The organism is Fictibacillus arsenicus (assembly GCF_001999465.1).
In the GTDB taxonomy this organism is placed as follows: Bacteria; Bacillota; Bacilli; order Bacillales; family Fictibacillaceae; genus Fictibacillus; species Fictibacillus arsenicus.
Map to the genome: position 1 here is coordinate 170,725 of NZ_MQMF01000001.1, position 18,127 is coordinate 188,851.

15 protein-coding genes and 2 tRNA genes are annotated in these 18,127 nt (G+C 40.3%); all 17 read right to left on the reverse strand.

The features are described from left to right. Positions 1–103: 103 nt before the first annotated feature. Complete coding sequence (tig, locus tag UN64_RS00845) at positions 104–1,396, reverse strand: trigger factor (RefSeq protein ID WP_077359225.1); 1,293 nt, start codon at positions 1,394–1,396, stop codon at positions 104–106. Between the two features lie 107 nt (positions 1,397–1,503). Beyond that, on the reverse strand, positions 1,504–2,520 hold the full coding sequence (locus UN64_RS00850; RefSeq protein WP_077359226.1) for a tetratricopeptide repeat protein: 1,017 nt from the start codon (positions 2,518–2,520) through the stop codon (positions 1,504–1,506). Between the two features lie 269 nt (positions 2,521–2,789). Next, positions 2,790–3,740 (reverse strand): threonine ammonia-lyase, encoded by a 951-nt coding sequence (gene ilvA / locus UN64_RS00855; RefSeq protein ID WP_077359227.1) that lies wholly within the window; start codon positions 3,738–3,740, stop codon positions 2,790–2,792. A gap of 42 nt (positions 3,741–3,782) precedes the next feature. Then, a complete protein-coding gene (gene leuD / locus UN64_RS00860) occupies positions 3,783–4,376 on the reverse strand; it encodes a 3-isopropylmalate dehydratase small subunit (protein ID WP_077359228.1) in 594 nt (197 codons plus the stop codon). Then, a complete protein-coding gene (gene leuC / locus UN64_RS00865) occupies positions 4,363–5,799 on the reverse strand; it encodes a 3-isopropylmalate dehydratase large subunit (RefSeq protein WP_077359229.1) in 1,437 nt (478 codons plus the stop codon). Before leuC ends, leuD begins: the two co-directional genes overlap by 14 nt. Positions 5,800–5,817: 18 nt before the next feature. After that, positions 5,818–6,912, reverse strand: coding sequence for a 3-isopropylmalate dehydrogenase (gene leuB, locus UN64_RS00870; protein ID WP_077359230.1), 1,095 nt, complete (start codon positions 6,910–6,912; stop codon positions 5,818–5,820). An 18-nt stretch (positions 6,913–6,930) separates the two neighbouring features. Beyond that, positions 6,931–8,472, reverse strand: coding sequence for a 2-isopropylmalate synthase (locus UN64_RS00875; protein ID WP_077359231.1), 1,542 nt, complete (start codon positions 8,470–8,472; stop codon positions 6,931–6,933). Beyond that, positions 8,459–9,484, reverse strand: coding sequence for a ketol-acid reductoisomerase (gene ilvC / locus UN64_RS00880; RefSeq protein WP_077359232.1), 1,026 nt, complete (start codon positions 9,482–9,484; stop codon positions 8,459–8,461). The genes UN64_RS00875 and ilvC overlap by 14 nt, the downstream gene beginning before the upstream one ends. 15 nt (positions 9,485–9,499) lie before the next feature. Then, complete coding sequence (gene ilvN, locus UN64_RS00885) at positions 9,500–10,018, reverse strand: acetolactate synthase small subunit (RefSeq protein ID WP_066291458.1); 519 nt, start codon at positions 10,016–10,018, stop codon at positions 9,500–9,502. Further along, complete coding sequence (ilvB, locus tag UN64_RS00890) at positions 10,015–11,733, reverse strand: acetolactate synthase large subunit (protein WP_077361052.1); 1,719 nt, start codon at positions 11,731–11,733, stop codon at positions 10,015–10,017. The genes ilvN and ilvB overlap by 4 nt, the downstream gene beginning before the upstream one ends. 554 nt (positions 11,734–12,287) lie before the next feature. Then, entirely contained in the window at positions 12,288–13,955 is a 1,668-nt protein-coding gene (gene ilvD, locus UN64_RS00895; RefSeq protein WP_077359233.1) for a dihydroxy-acid dehydratase, read from the reverse strand. 24 nt (positions 13,956–13,979) lie between these two features. Next, a complete protein-coding gene (ilvE, locus tag UN64_RS00900; RefSeq protein ID WP_077359234.1) occupies positions 13,980–14,882 on the reverse strand; it encodes a branched-chain-amino-acid transaminase in 903 nt (300 codons plus the stop codon). A 323-nt stretch (positions 14,883–15,205) separates the two neighbouring features. Continuing rightward, a tRNA-Arg gene (locus tag UN64_RS00905) sits at positions 15,206–15,282 on the reverse strand. A 190-nt stretch (positions 15,283–15,472) separates the two neighbouring features. Beyond that, positions 15,473–15,546: transfer RNA gene (locus tag UN64_RS00910), tRNA-Gly, on the reverse strand. A 94-nt stretch (positions 15,547–15,640) separates the two neighbouring features. Next, on the reverse strand, positions 15,641–16,159 hold the full coding sequence (locus UN64_RS00915) for a metallophosphoesterase family protein (protein WP_077359235.1): 519 nt from the start codon (positions 16,157–16,159) through the stop codon (positions 15,641–15,643). Continuing rightward, positions 16,144–16,752 carry an XTP/dITP diphosphatase gene (locus UN64_RS00920; RefSeq protein ID WP_077359236.1) on the reverse strand — a complete coding sequence of 203 codons (609 nt, stop codon included), beginning with the start codon at positions 16,750–16,752 and terminating at the stop codon, positions 16,144–16,146. The genes UN64_RS00915 and UN64_RS00920 overlap by 16 nt, the downstream gene beginning before the upstream one ends. 99 nt (positions 16,753–16,851) lie before the next feature. Next, positions 16,852–17,898, reverse strand: a complete 1,047-nt coding sequence (locus tag UN64_RS00925; RefSeq protein WP_077359237.1) for a GerMN domain-containing protein — start codon at positions 17,896–17,898, stop codon at positions 16,852–16,854. Positions 17,899–18,127: the final 229 nt, after the last annotated feature.

Here is an 18,127-nt window from a genome sequence, read left to right on the forward strand (position 1 = left end):
AAATAGCAGGAGAAATTACCTTAATAATGTTATGTATTGCAAAACAAGGCACGATAGTAAGGATCGCGCCTTGTTTCATTTCTTGCATTTAATATTATTTTAATTAAGCCGTTTTGCTGTTATCAACAAGGAAGTCGATTGCTTTGCGGACTTTTAAGTCAGCAGCAACAGCATCGTTTCCACCTTGCATAGCAAGCATTTGCTTAATTTGTTCAACTTCCATCTTGTACATTTCAGCCATCTTGTTAAGCTCTGCATCGATTTCTTCTTCAGAAACTTCAATGTTTTCTGCTTCAACAATCGCTTCTAATACAAGGTTTGTACGAACACGCTTCTGAGCGTCTTCTTTCATTTGCTCACGAAGTGCTTCTTCACTTGTTCCAGAGAACTGATAGTAAAGGTCAAGGTTCATGCCTTGCATTTGAAGACGTTGACCAAACTCTTGTACCATACGGTCTAACTCAGTGTTAACCATAGCTTCTGGAATTTCGATTTCAGCATTTTCAGAAGCTTTTTCAATCACAGTTTCACGTGTTTGATTTTCAGCTTCTTGTTTTTTGCTTTCTTCAAGCTTTGTACGAAGTTCTTTCTTCAGGTCTTCAAGTGTTTCAGCATCGCCTTCAGCTTCTTTTGCGAACTCATCGTTAAGTTCTGGAAGCTGTTTTGATTTGATATCATGAATTTTCACTTTGAAAACTGCAGGCTTACCAGCTAATTCTTCAGCATGGTACTCTTCAGGGAAAGTAACGTTAACGTCTTTTTCCGCTCCAGCTTTTTCACCAACTAGTTGTTCTTCAAAGCCTGGAATGAAAGAACCAGATCCGATTTCTAATGAATAGTTTTCAGCTTTTCCGCCTTCGAAAGCTTCTCCGTCAACAAATCCTTCGAAATCCAAGTTTACAGTGTCGCCATTCTCGATAGCGCCATCTTCTTTAACAACTAGTTCTGCTTGTTGTTCTTGTAAACGAGTAAGTTCATTTTGAACATCTTCATCAGTTACGTCAGTTTTAGTCTTTTCAACTTCAAGACCTTTGTACTCACCAAGTTTAACTTCTGGTTTAACAATAACTTTTGCAGTGAATACAAGGTTGCTGCCTTGTTCCATTTTTTCGATATCAACTTCTGGGCGATCTACAGGCTCGATTCCTGTTTCTTCAACTGCATCGCCATAAGCTTTTGGCAATAAAATGTCTAAAGCATCTTGGTAAAGAGACTCTACACCAAAACGTTGTTCAAAAAGTTTACGCGGCATTTTCCCTTTGCGGAAACCTGGCACGTTTACCTGTTTAACCACTTTTTTAAACGCTTGGTCTAGCGCTGTATCTACTTCAGAAGCCTCAACTTCAACAGTCAAGACACCTTGATTGCCTTCTAACTTTTCCCATTTAGCACTCATTAATATATTCCCTCCAACATCGGTATTTCCATAAATATCATATAGATTACAACCATTCCATTATAGCATAGACGTACTGTATTTCAACAAGTTACATCACTTTCTCATTAAGTCTGCAAATAAAATCTTTCCAGTTCGACCAGAAGCTTTACTGCTTTCTGTATTTCAGCGTCTTCATTTTCCACGTCTTCTTCCATTCCGCATAAGACAGATGCTGCTATTACAGATGCTTCGAACCATAAAAGTTTATTTTCAGGCTGTGGAACGAATGGATACAGTGCTAACGTGTAATCCTTCCATACAGCCAATGCTATATCTAGTAAAGATGGGTTTTCTTGTTCTAATTCATCTTGAATTAAAGCTTTTACTTCCTTATAAAAAGGATGTTCATTCCAATCCATTAATTCCTGGATACTAACATCTTCAATCTGCCCATACTTTTCAAGCTTGACGATTTTTTTAATTTCATTCTCTTTTAGATACTGGAGAATTAAACTTTTTACAGCCGGGTGTTTAGATTCATCAAGCAAAAAAGATTCAAATAAAGGCACAGTTAACTCGGGTCCTAATTTTTTTAGCTGCTGAACCGCCATCCATTGAGAGTCCGCTCTTTCACTTTGGAGCATATCCTTTAAAATGCTTAAATCAGGATTTTCCCTTGAAACTGTTTCTTCAGGATTGATCTTTACTTCCGGAACTCCTTCTTGTTCGATGACCTTTCTGCTGAATTGAAGAAGCTGATAGAAGGTTTCTGCTTTATCAGCCGGAATTTTTTGTTCTTCTAAAACAGCTTCAATTACTGAGACGACCGTTATGTATTCTGATAATTGGACAAGTATACTTAAATAGATTTGAAGAACATCATAATATTCGCCAATTCCCTCTTTTAGCATCCTGTCACAGCGTGTTTTTGCTTCCTGCAATCTTCCTAACTCGATCAAACTTAAGACAAGTCCGAGATTTCCTTGTGAATGCATCGGATCAGTATGCAGCAGCTGTTCAAAACAAGACAGTGATTCATCATATTGTTTGTTCTTTAAAGAATCCATACCTTTTTCTAATAGCCGTCCTGTTAAATTTGGAAACCGAATGATATTGTTTTTGTTTTCCTTGTCGTTTGTCATCACAATTCTCCGCTTCCGTATAGATTTGACTAAAGAATATCAGTTTCGACTTCGGAACTCAAGAAGGGGATGATTAATCCTATTTGCTGAGTATCAAAAGACGGATGATTCTTTTTGAGAAAGTACACGAAACTGATAGGTAATGAGCAATCACACATAAATCATTACATGAATTGAAAATTAAGGTTCGTATGAGAAAGACACTCAACATCCATTGTTCACAAAAAAGCTCTTAAAGGAGCAGGTTCTCCTTTAAGAGCTTCTTAATATCAGCTGATCCGTTTCATGTTAAGTTTGTCAGCCAATTCTTTGTATTGTGACCATTTGTGAGGATCAACATTACCTCCGCTTATAATCACACCTACTTTTTGATCTATAGCGAGTTGATTGTGAAAAAGTACAGCTGCAAGACTTGCCGCTCCAGCTCCTTCTACGACTACTTTTTCACGCTCCAGCATGAACATCATCGCAAATGCGATCTGTTCTTCTGTTACGGTAACCATCTCATCTACATATTTTGTGATCAATGGAACCGTAAGTTCACCTGGTTTTTTCACCGCAATTCCATCAGCTATCGAAGCACGAGATAATGTTTTGACATTCACACCTGTGAATGCTTGATAAACTGCACTCGCGTTTGCAGATTGCACCCCAATAACTTTGACGTCCGGTCTCAGCCTTTTAACTGCTAGACTGATGCCAGCAAGAAGACCTCCTCCTCCAACTGGGACGATGATTTTTTTCAATTCAGGCTTCTGCTGCAGCATTTCAAGTGCAACTGTACTTTGTCCTGCAATAACATCATGATCATCAAATGCATGAACAAACTTAGATCCGTTCATTTGTTCTTCTCTTTTTGCAGCTTCAAAGGCAGCTTGGTAGTTTTCACCCTGCAATACGATATCTGCTCCATAAGACTTTACGGCATCTATTTTAGATAGAGGAGCATTTTCCGGCATAAAGATTTTTGACTTAATGCCTCGTTTAAAACAAGAGAGAGCCAAACCTTGCGCATGATTTCCTGCAGAAGCTGCTATTACACCTCGAGCAGCTTCAAAATCATTGAGAGTTGAAACTTTATAATAAGCACCTCTTAATTTAAACGACCCTGTTTTTTGAAGGTTTTCTAATTTCATATAGACCTTGCCGCCCGTCCACTTGTTTAAAGTAGCCGATTGTTTTAAAGGTGTACGGTGTGCAATTTTTGAGACTTCCTCCATTGCATGAAATAACTTTTCATTCGTGACTGTTAAATCCCCATGTTAATTCACAATCCTTTCAAATTCATATTTTTTTATTTTATCTTCATATTGAAGTGTTACTGAAATTTCGTCCCAGCCATTTATGAGCATATTTTTCCAATACGGATCGAATTCGAAATCAAACCGATCACCGCGTTCATTCACAACTTGCTGGTTCTCCAAACTAACGGTCAAGTGAGGGATAACAGATACGGAACGATCAGTATATAATTGCTGAATCTCAATTGCAGAAAGTCTGATTGGCAAGATGCCATTTTTTACACAGTTATTAAAAAAAATATCTGCAAAACTCTCCGCAATAATAATGTGAAAACCATAATCTTTTAGCGCCCAAGGGGCATGTTCTCTGGATGAACCGCATCCAAAGTTCTTACCTGTAATTAAAATAGAAGAACCTTTTGTTTCTTCTTTATTAAGATCAAAATCCGGATTTTCTTGTCCTTGTGAATGATATCTCCAATCATAGAACAAAAATTCTCCATATCCTGCTTTATCAATTTTTTTCAAAAATTGCTTCGGAATAATCTGATCCGTATCCACGTGGTCCCTTTTTAGAGAAGCAGCTTTTCCCGTAAGTGTTTTAAATCCCGACATATCGGTCCACCTCCGGATTTTTCGTTTGCAGCATCGAACGGACATCCGTGAATTTTCCGTTAATCGCAGCAGCTGCAGCCATGATCGGACTAACAAGATGCGTTCTTGCTCCTTTTCCTTGTCTTCCGGCAAAGTTCCGGTTCGAAGTAGATGCGCATCTGTCCCCTTCAGGAACAATATCATCATTCATCCCTAAACACATTGAGCATCCAGAGTCACGCCATTCAAAACCAGCATCCAAGAAGATCTTATGAATCCCTAAACCTTCTGCTTCACGTTTTACTGATTGTGATCCCGGCACAACGATCGCTCTAACATCAGGATGAACCTTTTCACCTTCAACAACAACTGAAGCTTCTATTAAATCACTTAATCTGGAATTCGTGCATGACCCGATAAAAACATGCTGAACCTCTACACCTTCTAATTTTTCATGGCCATTAAAACCCATGTAAGAGAGGGCGCTCTCTATCGATTGTTTTTCTTCTATTGAAAAAGCAGATTCTGCTGCAGGAATCTGCCCGCTAATCGGCAGGCACATGGATGGAGTAGTGCCCCATGTAAGCATAGGTTCAATGTCAGAAGCATTAATTTCGATTACTTGATCAAATACTGCATCACTATCTGAAACAATCTTTTTCCAATCCTCGCATTTTTCGTTAAACTCACTTTCTTTTGGTGCATAGGTTTTTCCCTGAACATAACTGAACGTTTTTTCATCCGGTGCAATTACAGAAGCTTTTGCACCTGCTTCAATCGACATATTACATAGAGTCATTCTCTCTTCCATCGAAAAATCACGAACAGTACTCCCTGAAAACTCAATAATATAGCCCGTTCCTGCATTTGTTCCGTAATTGGCGATAAACCATAAAATCACATCTTTTGCTGTAACCCCATAGCCTAGCTCTCCTTCAATCTTTACGTTCATCTGCTTTGGCTTGTTCTGCCATAGCGTTTGTGTAGCCAGAACATGTTCTACTTCACTCGTGCCGATTCCAAAGGCGAGCGCTCCAAATGCACCATGTGTTGAGGTATGGCTGTCGCCGCAAACAATCGTTTTCCCTGGAAGAGTAAGCCCTAGTTCAGGACCGATTACATGAACGATTCCTTGCTGCAGAGAATCAAGTCCCTCCAGTTTAATTCCAAATTCTTCACAGTTTTTTTCGAGCGTCTGAACTTGAAGGCGGGAGGTATCATCTTTAATGTTGAACCGGTCTACCGTCGGGATATTATGATCCATAGTGGCGAAACATAGATCTGGTCTTCTTACCTTCCTGTTTTTTTCTCTTAAACCAGCAAACGCCTGTGGAGAAGTAACTTCATGAAGCAGATGAAGATCAATATATAAGAGATCGGGTTTATTTACTTCTTTTGCTACAACATGACTTTCCCACAATTTATCTATTATTGTTTTACCCAATGGCTGGGGCCTCCCTTCTTACACATACACCTCAAGCAGTGTTGCACTTGTTGAATCTTCAATCATCCTGAATTGAATCTGATTAACCATCTCTTTCGTAGAAACTAGATTGCCCGTTCCATCATATATATCTTGCGTTCTATAACCTGCTTGCAATGTTTCAAAAACAGCCAGTTCAACAGCAGCAGCTTCTTTTTCGAGCTTGAACGAATGGCGAAGCATCATAGCTGTACTTAAAATCATTCCAATAGGATTCGCTTTCCCGCTGCCTGCAATATCGGGTGCTGAACCATGAATCGGTTCATACAAACCTGGTCCTTCTTGACTGACTGAAGCAGAAGGCATCATGCCAAGAGATCCTGGGATCACAGATGCTTCATCAGATAAAATGTCACCAAACATATTTTCTGTTACGACAACATCAAAACTTGAAGGACTGCTGATCATCCTCATAGCAGCGTAGTCAACTAGTAAATGCTCTGTTTCAACATCGCTGTATTTCTTAGCAGTTTCTTCAACAATTTCTCTCCACAGCTTACTGGTCTCCAAAACATTCGCCTTATCTACTGAGGTAACTTTTTTTCTTCTCACTCTCGCCAACTCATACGCTTTTTCAATAATTCTCGTAATTTCTTCCCTTGAATAAGAAAGCGTATCAACAGCAAGTTTTTCGTTTCGTGTTTTTGGCTCTGAAAAGTAGATTCCGCCCGTTAATTCTCTTACAAATACAAAATCCGCACCTTTTACTCTGTTTGATTTAAGGGGAGATAGATTTTCAAGACCAGGAAAGACTGTAACAGGTCGTATATTGGCAAACACATTCAATTCTTTTCTTAATGCCAAAAGTCCTTGTTCAGGTCTTACGGTTTGACCGTCCCATTTAGGTCCTCCAACTGCTCCTAACAGCACAGCATCACTGTTCTTACAAGTTTCTAAAGTATCGTCTGGCAGAGGTTTGCCATTTTGGTCAATGGCTGTACCTCCAAACAATTTTTCTGTTGTTTGAAATTCGTGACCGAATCTTGCAGCAACACCGTCTAATACTTGCAGAGCTCCCTTCATCACTTCAGGACCGATTCCGTCTCCTGGCAAAACTGTTATCTTCTTTTTCATCTAACATCCCTCCCTAAATTAAATGCTCATTCTTTCGTAGTTTGTTTTATCCGAATGAAGCTGAAGTTTATTGAATGCATGAACATAAGCTTTAGCTGAAGCTTCAAGAACATCCTGTGCCGTTCCGCTTCCGTTGACTTCGCTGCCATCACAGACGATCTGCACAAACACTTGAGCAAGTGCATCCCTGCCGGCTCCTACAGATTGAATTCGATAATCATTCAGCTTCAGTGAGGACGGAAGCATTTTTCCGAGAGTATTATAAATAGCTTCTACGCTTCCAGATCCCGTTGCAGCATCCTGAATCACCTTTCCATCAGGAGTCAAAAGTCTTAATGTCGCAGTAGGAATTTGGTTAGTGCCATAGTTAACCTGTATATCTTTTAATTGATAAAGCGGAACTTCCGGCTGAATTCTATGATCAATCAAAAGTGCAAAAATATCTTCTTCTGTCATTTCTTTTTTTCGGTCAGCAAGTAATTTGAAATCTTCAAATATAACTTTTATTTTGCTTTCTTCTGGCTGGAAGCCTAATTTGGATAAATAATCCCTAAATGCATGTCTGCCGGAATGCTTACCCAGCACTAACTGGTTAGAAGGGACTCCGACAAGTTCAGGCGTAATAATTTCATAAGTTGATTTTTCTTTTAACACACCATCTTGATGAATACCCGATTCGTGAGCAAAAGCATTCTTGCCCACCACAGCTTTATTTGGCGGAACGGCAATACCTGTAAGACGGCTAACAAGCTGACTTGTACGGCTGATCTCGTTTAACTTCAGATTCGTTTTTGCCTGATAAAAGTCTTCTCGGATAGCTAGCGCTACTGCAATCTCTTCTAAAGATGCATTTCCAGCTCTTTCTCCGATTCCGTTGATTGTGCATTCGATCTGGTTTGCTCCGTTCTCAATTGCTGAAAGGGAATTTGCTACTGCCATTCCGAGGTCATCATGACAGTGAGCAGATAAAACAGCTTTTTGTATGTTTGGTACATTCTTTAATAGATAGCGGAATATTTTTCCGTATTCTTCTGGATTTGTGAATCCCACTGTATCAGGGATATTGATAATGCTCGCCCCTGCATCGATAACTTTTTCAACGATCCGCGCGAGGAAAACAAGATCTGACCTGCACGCATCTTCTGCAGACCATTGAACAACCGGAAATTTTTTCTTTGAGTACTTAACTGCTTCAACGGCTGCTTCTACTACTTGATCAGGTGTTTTTTTTAATTTGTAAGTCATATGAATCGGGGAGGTTGCGATAAATACATGCAGCCTCGGTTCAGCAGACTCTTTTAGCGCTTCCCATGCGTGATCAATATCCGATTGATTCGATCTTGCCAAACCTGTCACAGAGGAATCCTTAATGATCGATGCCACCTTTTTAACAGCATCTAAATCTCCTTTAGAGGCTGCAGGAAAGCCAGCCTCCATAACATCAACACCTAATCGTTCAAGCCTTTTTGCGATCTCTATTTTTTCTTCAGTATTTAAATTTACACCTGCTGTTTGTTCTCCATCACGCAGCGTCGTATCAAAAATTTCAATTGTTCGCACTGACGACAGCCTCCTTCTTCTGTTTTGCTTTAACAAACGGCATCATCGCACGTAATTCCCTCCCCACTTTTTCAATTGGGTGATTTTTTTCCTGGTAATTTACTACATGGAATACAGGACGATTCGCTTGGTTTTCCAAGATCCAATTCTTTGCAAACTCACCAGATTGAACATCTTTTAATACTTCTTTCATCGATTCTTTTACTCTTCCATCAATAACACGAGGACCTGACTGGAAATCTCCCCATTGAGCGGTATCAGAGATAGAATGTCTCATTCCTTCTAATCCGCCTTCATACATAAGATCAACGATGAGCTTTAACTCATGCAGACATTCGAAGTAAGCAACCTCTGGCTGATATCCCGCTTCTGTAAGTGTTTCAAATCCCGCTTTTACAAGTGAGGATAATCCGCCGCAAAGGACAGCCTGTTCTCCAAATAAATCGGTTTCGGTTTCTTCCTGAAAGCTTGTTTCCAGTACACCTGCCCGAGCGGAACCAATGCCTTTTGCGTAAGAAAGAGCAGTTTCTCTAGCAGTACCTGTAGCATCTTGATAAACCGCAAACAATGCAGGTACACCTTCGCCCGCTTCAAAAGTCCTGCGTACTAGATGACCCGGACCTTTAGGAGCAACCAAGAACACATCCACATTTTCAGGCGGTACAACTTGGTGATAATGAACATTGAATCCATGTGCAAACACGAGAGCATTTCCCGGAGAAAGCTCTGGCAGGATCTCATTTTTATATACCTCAGGCTGTCTTTCATCCGGAAGCAGTACCATAACAACGTCGGCTAGACGTGCTGCCTCGCGAACAGGATATACTTCAAATCCGTCTTTTACTGCTTCATCAAAAGATCTTCCTTCTCGGACACCAACTACAACATCATAGCCGTTGTCTTTTAAGTTCAGTGCGTGTGCATGCCCTTGTGATCCATAACCAACTACTGCTACCTTCTTATTTTTTAATACATCATTTGAAAGTTCGTTTTCGTAATATACTTTAGCCATTTTTAATAGTCTCCTTTACATAATAGAATAGGGGTGAAGCTCTAAAACTTTCTTTTGTGTTCCTCTTGGAATAGCTGTAATGCCAGTTCTTGAAATCTCTTTGATTCCATAAGGACGAAGCAGTTCTATCAGTGCATCTACTTTTTCACTGTCGCCGGTTACTTCCAGCGTAACGTTCTCTAATGAAACATCGAGAACTGTAGCCCTAAATGGTTCAATCAGCATTTTTATTTCACTTCGTGTATCCGGAGTGGTTAATACTTTAATAAGTGCAAGCTCTCTTGAAACAAGAGCCATATTTGTGAGATCACGGACTTTTAAAATATTGATCTGTTTATGAAGCTGTTTAACCAGTTGTTCAGCTTTTCTGTCATCTTCTACCCAAACTGTCAAGGTCACTTTTGAAACGGCAGGGTCCTCCGTATGTCCGACTGTAATGTTCTCAATGTTAAATTGTCTTTTTGTCAGCAACCCGGTTAACCGATTCAGAACACCGCTTTCGTTTAACACTGTTGCAGAAATAATGCGTCTCATCCTCTCACTCCAATCATTTCGTGAAGTCCTTTTCCTGGAGCAATCATCGGATATACATTTTCATCAGCCGAAACTGCACAATCTAATACGAAAGGTTTTTTTGAAGAAAGTGCAGCCTCTAATGCCTCCCTTACTTCATCTTCGTTTTCAGCACGCTTGCCTTCGATCCCATATGCTGCTGCAAGTTTTACAAAATCAGGCTGAATATCAAGGAGAGAGTGTGAATATCTTTTTTCGTAAAAAATCTCCTGCCATTGCCGGACCATACCTAGTGATTTGTTGTTAACAATCACAACGATTACAGGAAGTTCCCAATCCTGCAGAACACCCAGTTCCTGCAAGGTCATCTGAAATCCTCCATCGCCTACAACAGCGACTACCGGAAGATCTGGTCTTCCTACCTTGGCCCCTATAGCAGCCGGAAAGCCAAAGCCCATCGTTCCTAATCCTCCAGATGTAATCCATCTGTTTGAAGTTGAAAACGTATAATATTGGGCTGCCCACATTTGATGCTGTCCAACATCTGTCGAAACGATTGCAGCACCTTTTGTAACTTCGTGTAAAATTTCCATTAATTTTTGCGGTTTTAATTCTTTATCATTAGATTTATACGTAAGTGGAAGTTCGCTTCGGTATTTTGAAAGCTGTATCACCCATTCGCTCGAATTGCCTTTTTCACCGCATGTCTGATTTAAAGCCTTCAAGGTTTCTTTGGCACACCCTACAATAGGTATCTCTGTCGGTACATTTTTTCCGATCTCTGCGGGATCGATATCAATATGGGCAACCACCGCTTTTTTAGCAAAATGCTCTAGATTCCCGGTTAAGCGGTCATCAAATCTGGCACCAACCCCTATTAAAAGATCACAATCATAAAGCGCCATATTTGCTGCATATGTGCCATGCATTCCTGCCATTCCGTAGCATAAAGGATGATCTGCCGGGAATCCTCCAAGTCCTAGCAATGTTTGAGCAACAGGAATCTGATAATACTCCGCAAAGGCTAAAAGCTCTTCCTCGGCTTTAGCTGCAAGTACACCTGCTCCTGTAAGAAGAACAGGCTTCTTTGCCATCTGTAAAGCTTCGTTCAGCCTTTTTACTTGGAGGATGTTAGGCTTCAGAGTCGGCTGATAACCGGGCAGATGAATGTCTGAAACCTCTTTTAAAGGTGCATTATTAACTGCGATGTCTTTTGGTATATCGATTAACACAGGTCCTTTTCTGCCAGTGTTCGCAATATGAAAAGCTTCTTTCATGATCCGAGGCAGATCCTCCGCCTTCTGCACTTGATAGTTGTGCTTTGTAATCGGCATCGTAATCCCTACGATATCCGCTTCTTGAAAAGCATCAGTGCCAATGACTTTTGTAGCTACTTGCCCCGTGAAAATAACAAGAGGGATGGAATCAATCATGGCATCAGCAATGCCGGTTACAAGGTTAGTAGCACCTGGCCCTGAAGTCGCAAGCACCACACCTGGATTTCCTGTAACTCTCGCATACCCTTGAGCCGCGTGAATCGCACCTTGTTCGTGCCTTGTCAGTACATGCTTCATTTCTGCTTTGTAAAGAGCATCATAGATTGGAAGCACTGCACCACCTGGATACCCAAAAACAACGTCTACGTTTTCATTCTGCAGTCCTTGAATAAATAGTTCAGCACCAGAGACTAATGAAGATTCAACCGTTTTTTGTTCAGCCACCCAACTGGCCTTCATTTTCATTCCTCCTTCATCTTTTGAACCCATTTATTTGTAAAAAGCTTTTACCTAAACCTTTGCAGCTCCTAGAAGGGTTGATTTCCGCTCCAGGTGCTCGCTTTCCGCGGGGCGGGCGGTGAGCCTCCCTATCGCTTCGCACTGACGGGGTCTCACCTGTCCCGCTGATCCCGCAGGAGTCTCGCACCTTACGCTCCAATCAACTAATCAATGAAGTGCTTAAAAAAGAGCAAAATTTAGAAAAAGCCAATAAAAAAACTTCCCCACCCAAATGGACAGGAAAATCCTATCCAAAGGGGTGAAAAAGTTTCATTTTCACGGTACCACCCTTTTTCACGATATCTTCTATAAAGACACCGCCTCGTGACGAATAAGCCGTCATTTGATAACAAGCGGTTTAAAAATGGAAATAACCGCTTGGCCCTTCCTACTCAAGTAACTTTCAAAAGGACACTCAGGAGGGATGTCCTGGTATTTGGAATAACCGGCTCACAGCAACCCGGCTCTCTGTGTATTCCGTATCTACCATTGTTCTCCGTCATCGTTTTAAGGTTTTAAATTTTTAAGATTCCGCCAGTATTAGCTGAAGTAACTAAAGCAGCGTATCGGGCTAAGTAGCCTTTTTTAATTTTCGGCTCAGGTTTAACCCAGTTTTCTTTTCTTTTATTCAACTCATCTTCTGTCAGCATTACATGAATCGATCTATTCACTAAATCAATTAGTATCGGATCTCCACTTTCGATAAATGCAATCGGACCACCTTGTGCAGCTTCCGGTGAGATGTGACCGATAGAAATCCCTCTGGATGCTCCTGAAAAGCGTCCGTCTGTTATGAGAGCAACCTTTGTGCTTAATCCCATTCCTGCAATAGCAGATGTAGGAGAGAGCATCTCAGGCATGCCCGGTCCACCCTTAGGGCCTTCATAGCGAATAACTACAACATGCCCTTCTCGGACTTCACCATTGTTGATTCCTTGAATCGCTTCGTCCTGAGATTCATAAACGATAGCTTCTCCCTGAAAAGTCTTGATTGAAGGATCAACCGCACCCACTTTGATAACACAGCCATCTGGTGCTATGTTTCCATAAAGGATTGATAACCCGCCAACTGGTGAATAAGCATTGTCTTTTCGGCGAATAACGTCATCATCTATAATCTCAGCGTCGCGGACCCTCTCTCGAAGAGTTTCACCGGAAATCGTAATACGGTCGTTATGAATTGCACCTTCCATTTTGCAAAGTTCATTGATGATCGCACTAACGCCGCCAGCCCGGTGAACATCCTGCATGGAATAATCCGAAGCAGGTGAGATTTTAGACAAGTAGGGAATCCTTTCTGCAATCTCATTGATCCGTGGCAGATCGTAATCGATTTCAGCTTCATTTGCTATCGCGAGCATGTGGAGGACTGTGTTAGTCGATCCTCCCATTGCCATGTCAAGTGCAAAAGCATCATCGATCGCTTCTTTCGTAATAATATCTCTAGGACGGACATTTTCTTTTACTAGGTTCATAAGAGAATTTGCCGCATCGCGGATCAAGTCTCTCCGCTCATCTGAAGTTGCTACGATGGTGCCGTTGCCCGGCAAAGTAATCCCCAGCATTTCCATAATTGAATTCATACTGTTAGCTGTAAACATTCCTGAACATGATCCACATGTTGGACAAGCACTTGTTTCAAGTTCCAAGAGTTCTTCTCGAGTCATTTTTCCGGCTAAATGAGAGCCAACACCTTCAAATACCGAGGCAAGTGAAAGTGATTTCCCTGCCATCGATTTCCCTGCTTCCATCGGTCCGCCTGAAACAAATACTGCCGGTACATTGGTGCGAACAGCAGCCATAAGCATTCCCGGTGTAATCTTGTCGCAGTTCGGAATATAAAAGACGCCATCAAACCAATGAGCATTGATTACAGTTTCTGCTGCATCTGCAATGACTTCTCTGCTCGGAAGCGAATAACGCATTCCGATATGCCCCATCGCGATGCCATCATCAACACCGATCGTATTGAATTCAAAAGGTATTCCGCCTGCTTCTCGAATGGCTTCTTTGACCCATTCACCCACTTTATTTAAGTGCATGTGCCCCGGAATAATATCAACATAGGAATTACAAACACCGATAAATGGTTTATCCATATCTTCTGGTGCAACACCCGCTGCGTGGAGAAGACTTCTGTGCGGGGCTCTATCGATTCCTTGTTTGATCATATTACTGCGCATGTTTGAAACACTCCAATACAACTTTTATCCTGCTTGAACGGTCTGTCCTGAATAAACCTTCACACCTTCTTCAACAACTTTTTTCCTGAAAGCGTCTAATAATCTATTTGTATGTTCACCAGGTGCTCCGTTTCCGATTACCCTTCCGTCAACTTTTACAACTGCAATTACTTCTGCAGCGGTTCCGGTAAGAAATGCTTCATCAGCTACGTACACATCATGTCTCGTGAACGGTTCTTCCACCATTTTGTATCCAAGTTCATTAGCGATCTCAACAATTGCGTTTCTCGTAATTCCTTCTAAAGCTCCTAAATAACCAGGAGGCGTTTTAATCGTGTTTCCTTTAACGATGAATACATTGTCTGCAGAGCCCTCTGCTACATACCCTTGATCATTCAGCATCAGCGCTTCACTAACTCCTGCCAGGCTCGCTTCAATTTTTACTAAAATATTATTTAAGTAATTCAATGATTTCACTTTTGGACTTAAAACATCAGGTCTATTTCTTCTGCTAGCAACAGTTATGATTTCAAGACCTGTTTCATAAAGTTTTTTCGGAAAGAGAGCAAGCTGCTCTGTAATTACAATGACTCCAGGTTTTCCGCATGTAAACGGATCTAATCCCAAATTGCCTTTACCTCGTGAAACAACTAATCGGATATAAGCATCACGATATTTGTTTTTCTGGAGCGTTTCTACAATGATGTTTGTTAACTCTTCTTTAGTGTGTGGAATGTTTAGCATAATGGATTGAGCTGATTCGTATAAGCGCTGAAGATGTTCTTCTAATCGATAAACGTTGCCATTATAGACTCGAATGCCTTCGAACACCCCATCTCCATATAAAAAACCATGATCATAAACTGAAACCTTAGCATCGTCTTTTAATACGTACTCACCATTTACATAAACCCATTGCTCCTGCATCGTGATCCTCCTTTTCTTCGGAAATTGAATTATTAGAATTTTTTAAAAACAATTAATAATTGTTGACAATATTACGCCCATATCTGAGCAGGGTCAACCATGAATTTTCTTAAAAATAATTAATTCTGACTTTTCTGATATTTTGAAGGCGCTTCCATTCCCATGGTTGAGGCAAAAAAATAGTTTACACACATATTTGTAAACATTTTTAAAGCGCTTTCAACAAAACAAAATAATCACAAAAAAATACATAAAAAAACACGCTCCGCATCCTTTAAGAGAGGACACGAAACGTGTTTGATTATGTAATAGAAATAGTTATATGGCGTCCCAGGAGAGATTCGAACTCCCGACCGTACGCTTAGAAGGCGTATGCTCTATCCAGCTGAGCTACTGGGACATATGTATTGGAGCCCATTCCGCATAGCAATGCGCTTTCCGCAATTACCATGCGCTGCGGGCACACAGTGATTTGTTCCACCTGTCGACCGTGGATACAAATATGTTTTTTATAACATGCATTTTTAAATGTAAGATCTGTAAACTTCAGATGTAACTCTTTTGTGCCATTTGAACGTGAGAAAAACAAATGGAGCGGGTGATGAGAATCGAACTCACGACCAGAGCTTGGAAGGCTCTTGTTTTACCACTAAACTACACCCGCAGACATATTAGATCTTGTCGCGACGACATAATTTAATATACATGATATCTACAAAAGAGTCAACCTATTTCTTTAATTTTTTCGCAGTTCCTCTTTAATTCCCTTTAAATCCTTTTGATAGATGGTCGATTCGCTTTCCTTCCAGTGAATAAAAGATTACTGAAATATCGACATCATTAACCTCTAAAATAGCATACGTTTTTTCAAAAGTTCCTCTAGGCAGTCTTATACTTCCGGGATTGATAAAAACCATTCCTTCCCGTTCGTAAGCCTCAGCAATATGCGAATGACCGAAGCAGGCAATAACGGCACCTGTTTCTTCTGCTCTATAAGCAAGAGACAGATGAGACATCTTTACATCATATAAATGCCCGTGAGTAATATACAAACACTTATTTCCAAGCATCTCAATAGCTTCATTCGGAAAATCCTTACCAAGAAAGTCCATATTCCCCCTTACAGTAACATATCCAGACAGCTCCTTGGCATTTGTTTCAAGTTCAGAATCTCCACAATGGATCATTAGATCAATTTCATTCTCATGACGTTTTTTTATCGTAATTAATTCTTCTTTTAATCCATGACTGTCACTAACAATCAAGGCTTTTGCCATAGCATGTCCTCCTTGCTGATAAAATCTTTTAATTTTTGCAATGCGACAGCTCTGTGGCTGATTTTATTCTTTTCTTCCTTCGACAACTCTGCCATGGAACTATCTAATTGGGGAAGGTAGAAGATCGGATCATACCCAAACCCTTCAGTACCCCGTTTTTCTGACAAGATTTCACCTTCGCATGTACCTCTTACGACAAATGTTTTTATGTCGGGTCTTGCAAAAGCTAATGCACAAACAAAACGTGCAGTCCGATTCGGCTCAGCTACTCCCCTAAGTTCGTTTAAAACTTTATCCATGTTAGCCTCATCACTTTTCTCGCTTCCCGCATATCTTGCAGAATAAACTCCTGGTCTTCCTTCAAGTGCATCTACTTCCAGACCAGAATCATCAGCGATAACTGGAATTTTCATAATGGAACAGATGGCTTCTGCCTTTAAAATCGCATTTTCTTCAAAAGTAACCCCAGTTTCTTCAACATCCGGACTATTTTTTATGTCAAGCAGCGATATGACTTCAATACCAAAATCTTTGAACATGGCTTGAAACTCTTTAACTTTACCTATGTTTTTTGTAGCAATTAAAATTTTCATATATTGTCCTCCGCTATCATCGTAAATAAAGAAACTTTGGTGAAGCACAAAAAAGAGACGATTTTCTCGTCTCTTTACTTTATCACATCATTTGCTGATTTAAAATTCACCTGTATTAACTTCTTTCGGACGGGAAACAGGGGCTGTAAGCTCTTTTCCTTTCTCAGTAAAGATCTTTGACTTTCCATCTACTTTTATGGCGACTTTCTTAACCTCTGAAAGCTCAGTTAAAGAAAGAACAATTGAATTTAATACTTCATCTGCAATCATACTTTCTTCTTTGTTATCTAATACAGCACCGTTGAAATTAAGAGTAACTACTCCATCTTTTACAACAGGAGTACTCAATAGTTTTACATCCGTTCTAAAATCAGTCAGAAGGTTGCTTTCAGCAGAAGGACCGTCTATTAGATGTTCAATAGTAGCTGTGACCTTGTCGGTTCCTTCTTTCGCTACACGGCGCGTAACAGGTACATAGTACGTTTGATCTTGTGTCTGGGCTAAAAAGTAAAGTGTTACAAGTTCACTGTTTGTTATATCTGCTACGCTGCCGTTCTCGAGGTTAATTCCATCCACTCTGCTGACACCTTCACCAACAGGTGTATTATTTACTGGCATTGAGTTTTGGTTCTTGCCTTCGATTTGTATCTTCACTTTTTTAATATTATCAAACTGTGTAAGCGTAAAGGTTATGGCTTGAAGAATCTTCATTTCATCTTTTGCATTATACTCCGTAAATTCTTTTGAAAAGTTTGCAGTGGCTGTACCCTTTTTTATATTTACCGATAGAACTTCCGTATCTGCAGGCAATACAGCTTGAAAGCCATTCGGAATCATATTGCTTACCGGACCATCTTTTACAAGATATTGCAGAACCTGCTTGGCCGTTTCATCATTTTTTGGCAAAGCAAGGACTTGAGGTACAACCATACCGTTGCTGTCGAATAAAAACAGCTGTCGTTTTTGAGTACTTTCGGTTTTAGCTGTTTTTTCTTTTTTATCAAGTGATTTTCCTTCCTTTACGTAATTCACTTTTGGGGGATCAAGCTCAGTTCCTGCTTTCTCTCCCCCTAATCCGCAACCCGATACCAGTAATGACACTGATAATAAAAGCAGCGGAGCACCTGACTTCATTATTTTGCGCATACTTTCCCTCCTCAAGTGGTTTGTACTATTATGTATACGAGCTATCTTCTTCTGATAGACCACTTGTACAAAAATAAAAGGTTATTTTCGCAAACATGTTTTTTTTGAAAGTAGTTGATTTCTGCTCCGGCTATTCAGTGACGAACATTAAAGACATCTAAAAAACAATTGTCTTTTAGAAAGCGGCCTAAATTAAAAGATAATTAAAAAGAGCAGAGTCACAAAAATG

Excerpts from the sequence above, each read along its gene's own strand:
- tig (WP_077359225.1), bottom strand. The coding sequence starts at position 1,396 with ATGAGTGCTAAATGGGAAAAGTTAGAAGGCAATCAAGGTGTCTTGACT.
- UN64_RS00850 (WP_077359226.1), bottom strand. The coding sequence starts at position 2,520 with ATGACAAACGACAAGGAAAACAAAAACAATATCATTCGGTTTCCAAAT.
- ilvA (WP_077359227.1), bottom strand. The coding sequence starts at position 3,740 with ATGGAGGAAGTCTCAAAAATTGCACACCGTACACCTTTAAAACAATCG.
- leuD (WP_077359228.1), bottom strand. The coding sequence starts at position 4,376 with ATGTCGGGATTTAAAACACTTACGGGAAAAGCTGCTTCTCTAAAAAGG.
- leuB (WP_077359230.1), bottom strand. The coding sequence starts at position 6,912 with ATGAAAAAGAAGATAACAGTTTTGCCAGGAGACGGAATCGGTCCTGAA.
- ilvC (WP_077359232.1), bottom strand. The coding sequence starts at position 9,484 with ATGGCTAAAGTATATTACGAAAACGAACTTTCAAATGATGTATTAAAA.
- ilvN (WP_066291458.1), bottom strand. The coding sequence starts at position 10,018 with ATGAGACGCATTATTTCTGCAACAGTGTTAAACGAAAGCGGTGTTCTG.
- ilvB (WP_077361052.1), bottom strand. The coding sequence starts at position 11,733 with ATGAAGGCCAGTTGGGTGGCTGAACAAAAAACGGTTGAATCTTCATTA.
- ilvD (WP_077359233.1), bottom strand. The coding sequence starts at position 13,955 with ATGCGCAGTAATATGATCAAACAAGGAATCGATAGAGCCCCGCACAGA.
- ilvE (WP_077359234.1), bottom strand. The coding sequence starts at position 14,882 with ATGCAGGAGCAATGGGTTTATGTAAATGGTGAGTACGTATTAAAAGAC.
- UN64_RS00915 (WP_077359235.1), bottom strand. The coding sequence starts at position 16,159 with ATGGCAAAAGCCTTGATTGTTAGTGACAGTCATGGATTAAAAGAAGAA.
- UN64_RS00920 (WP_077359236.1), bottom strand. The coding sequence starts at position 16,752 with ATGAAAATTTTAATTGCTACAAAAAACATAGGTAAAGTTAAAGAGTTT.
- UN64_RS00925 (WP_077359237.1), bottom strand. The coding sequence starts at position 17,898 with ATGCGCAAAATAATGAAGTCAGGTGCTCCGCTGCTTTTATTATCAGTG.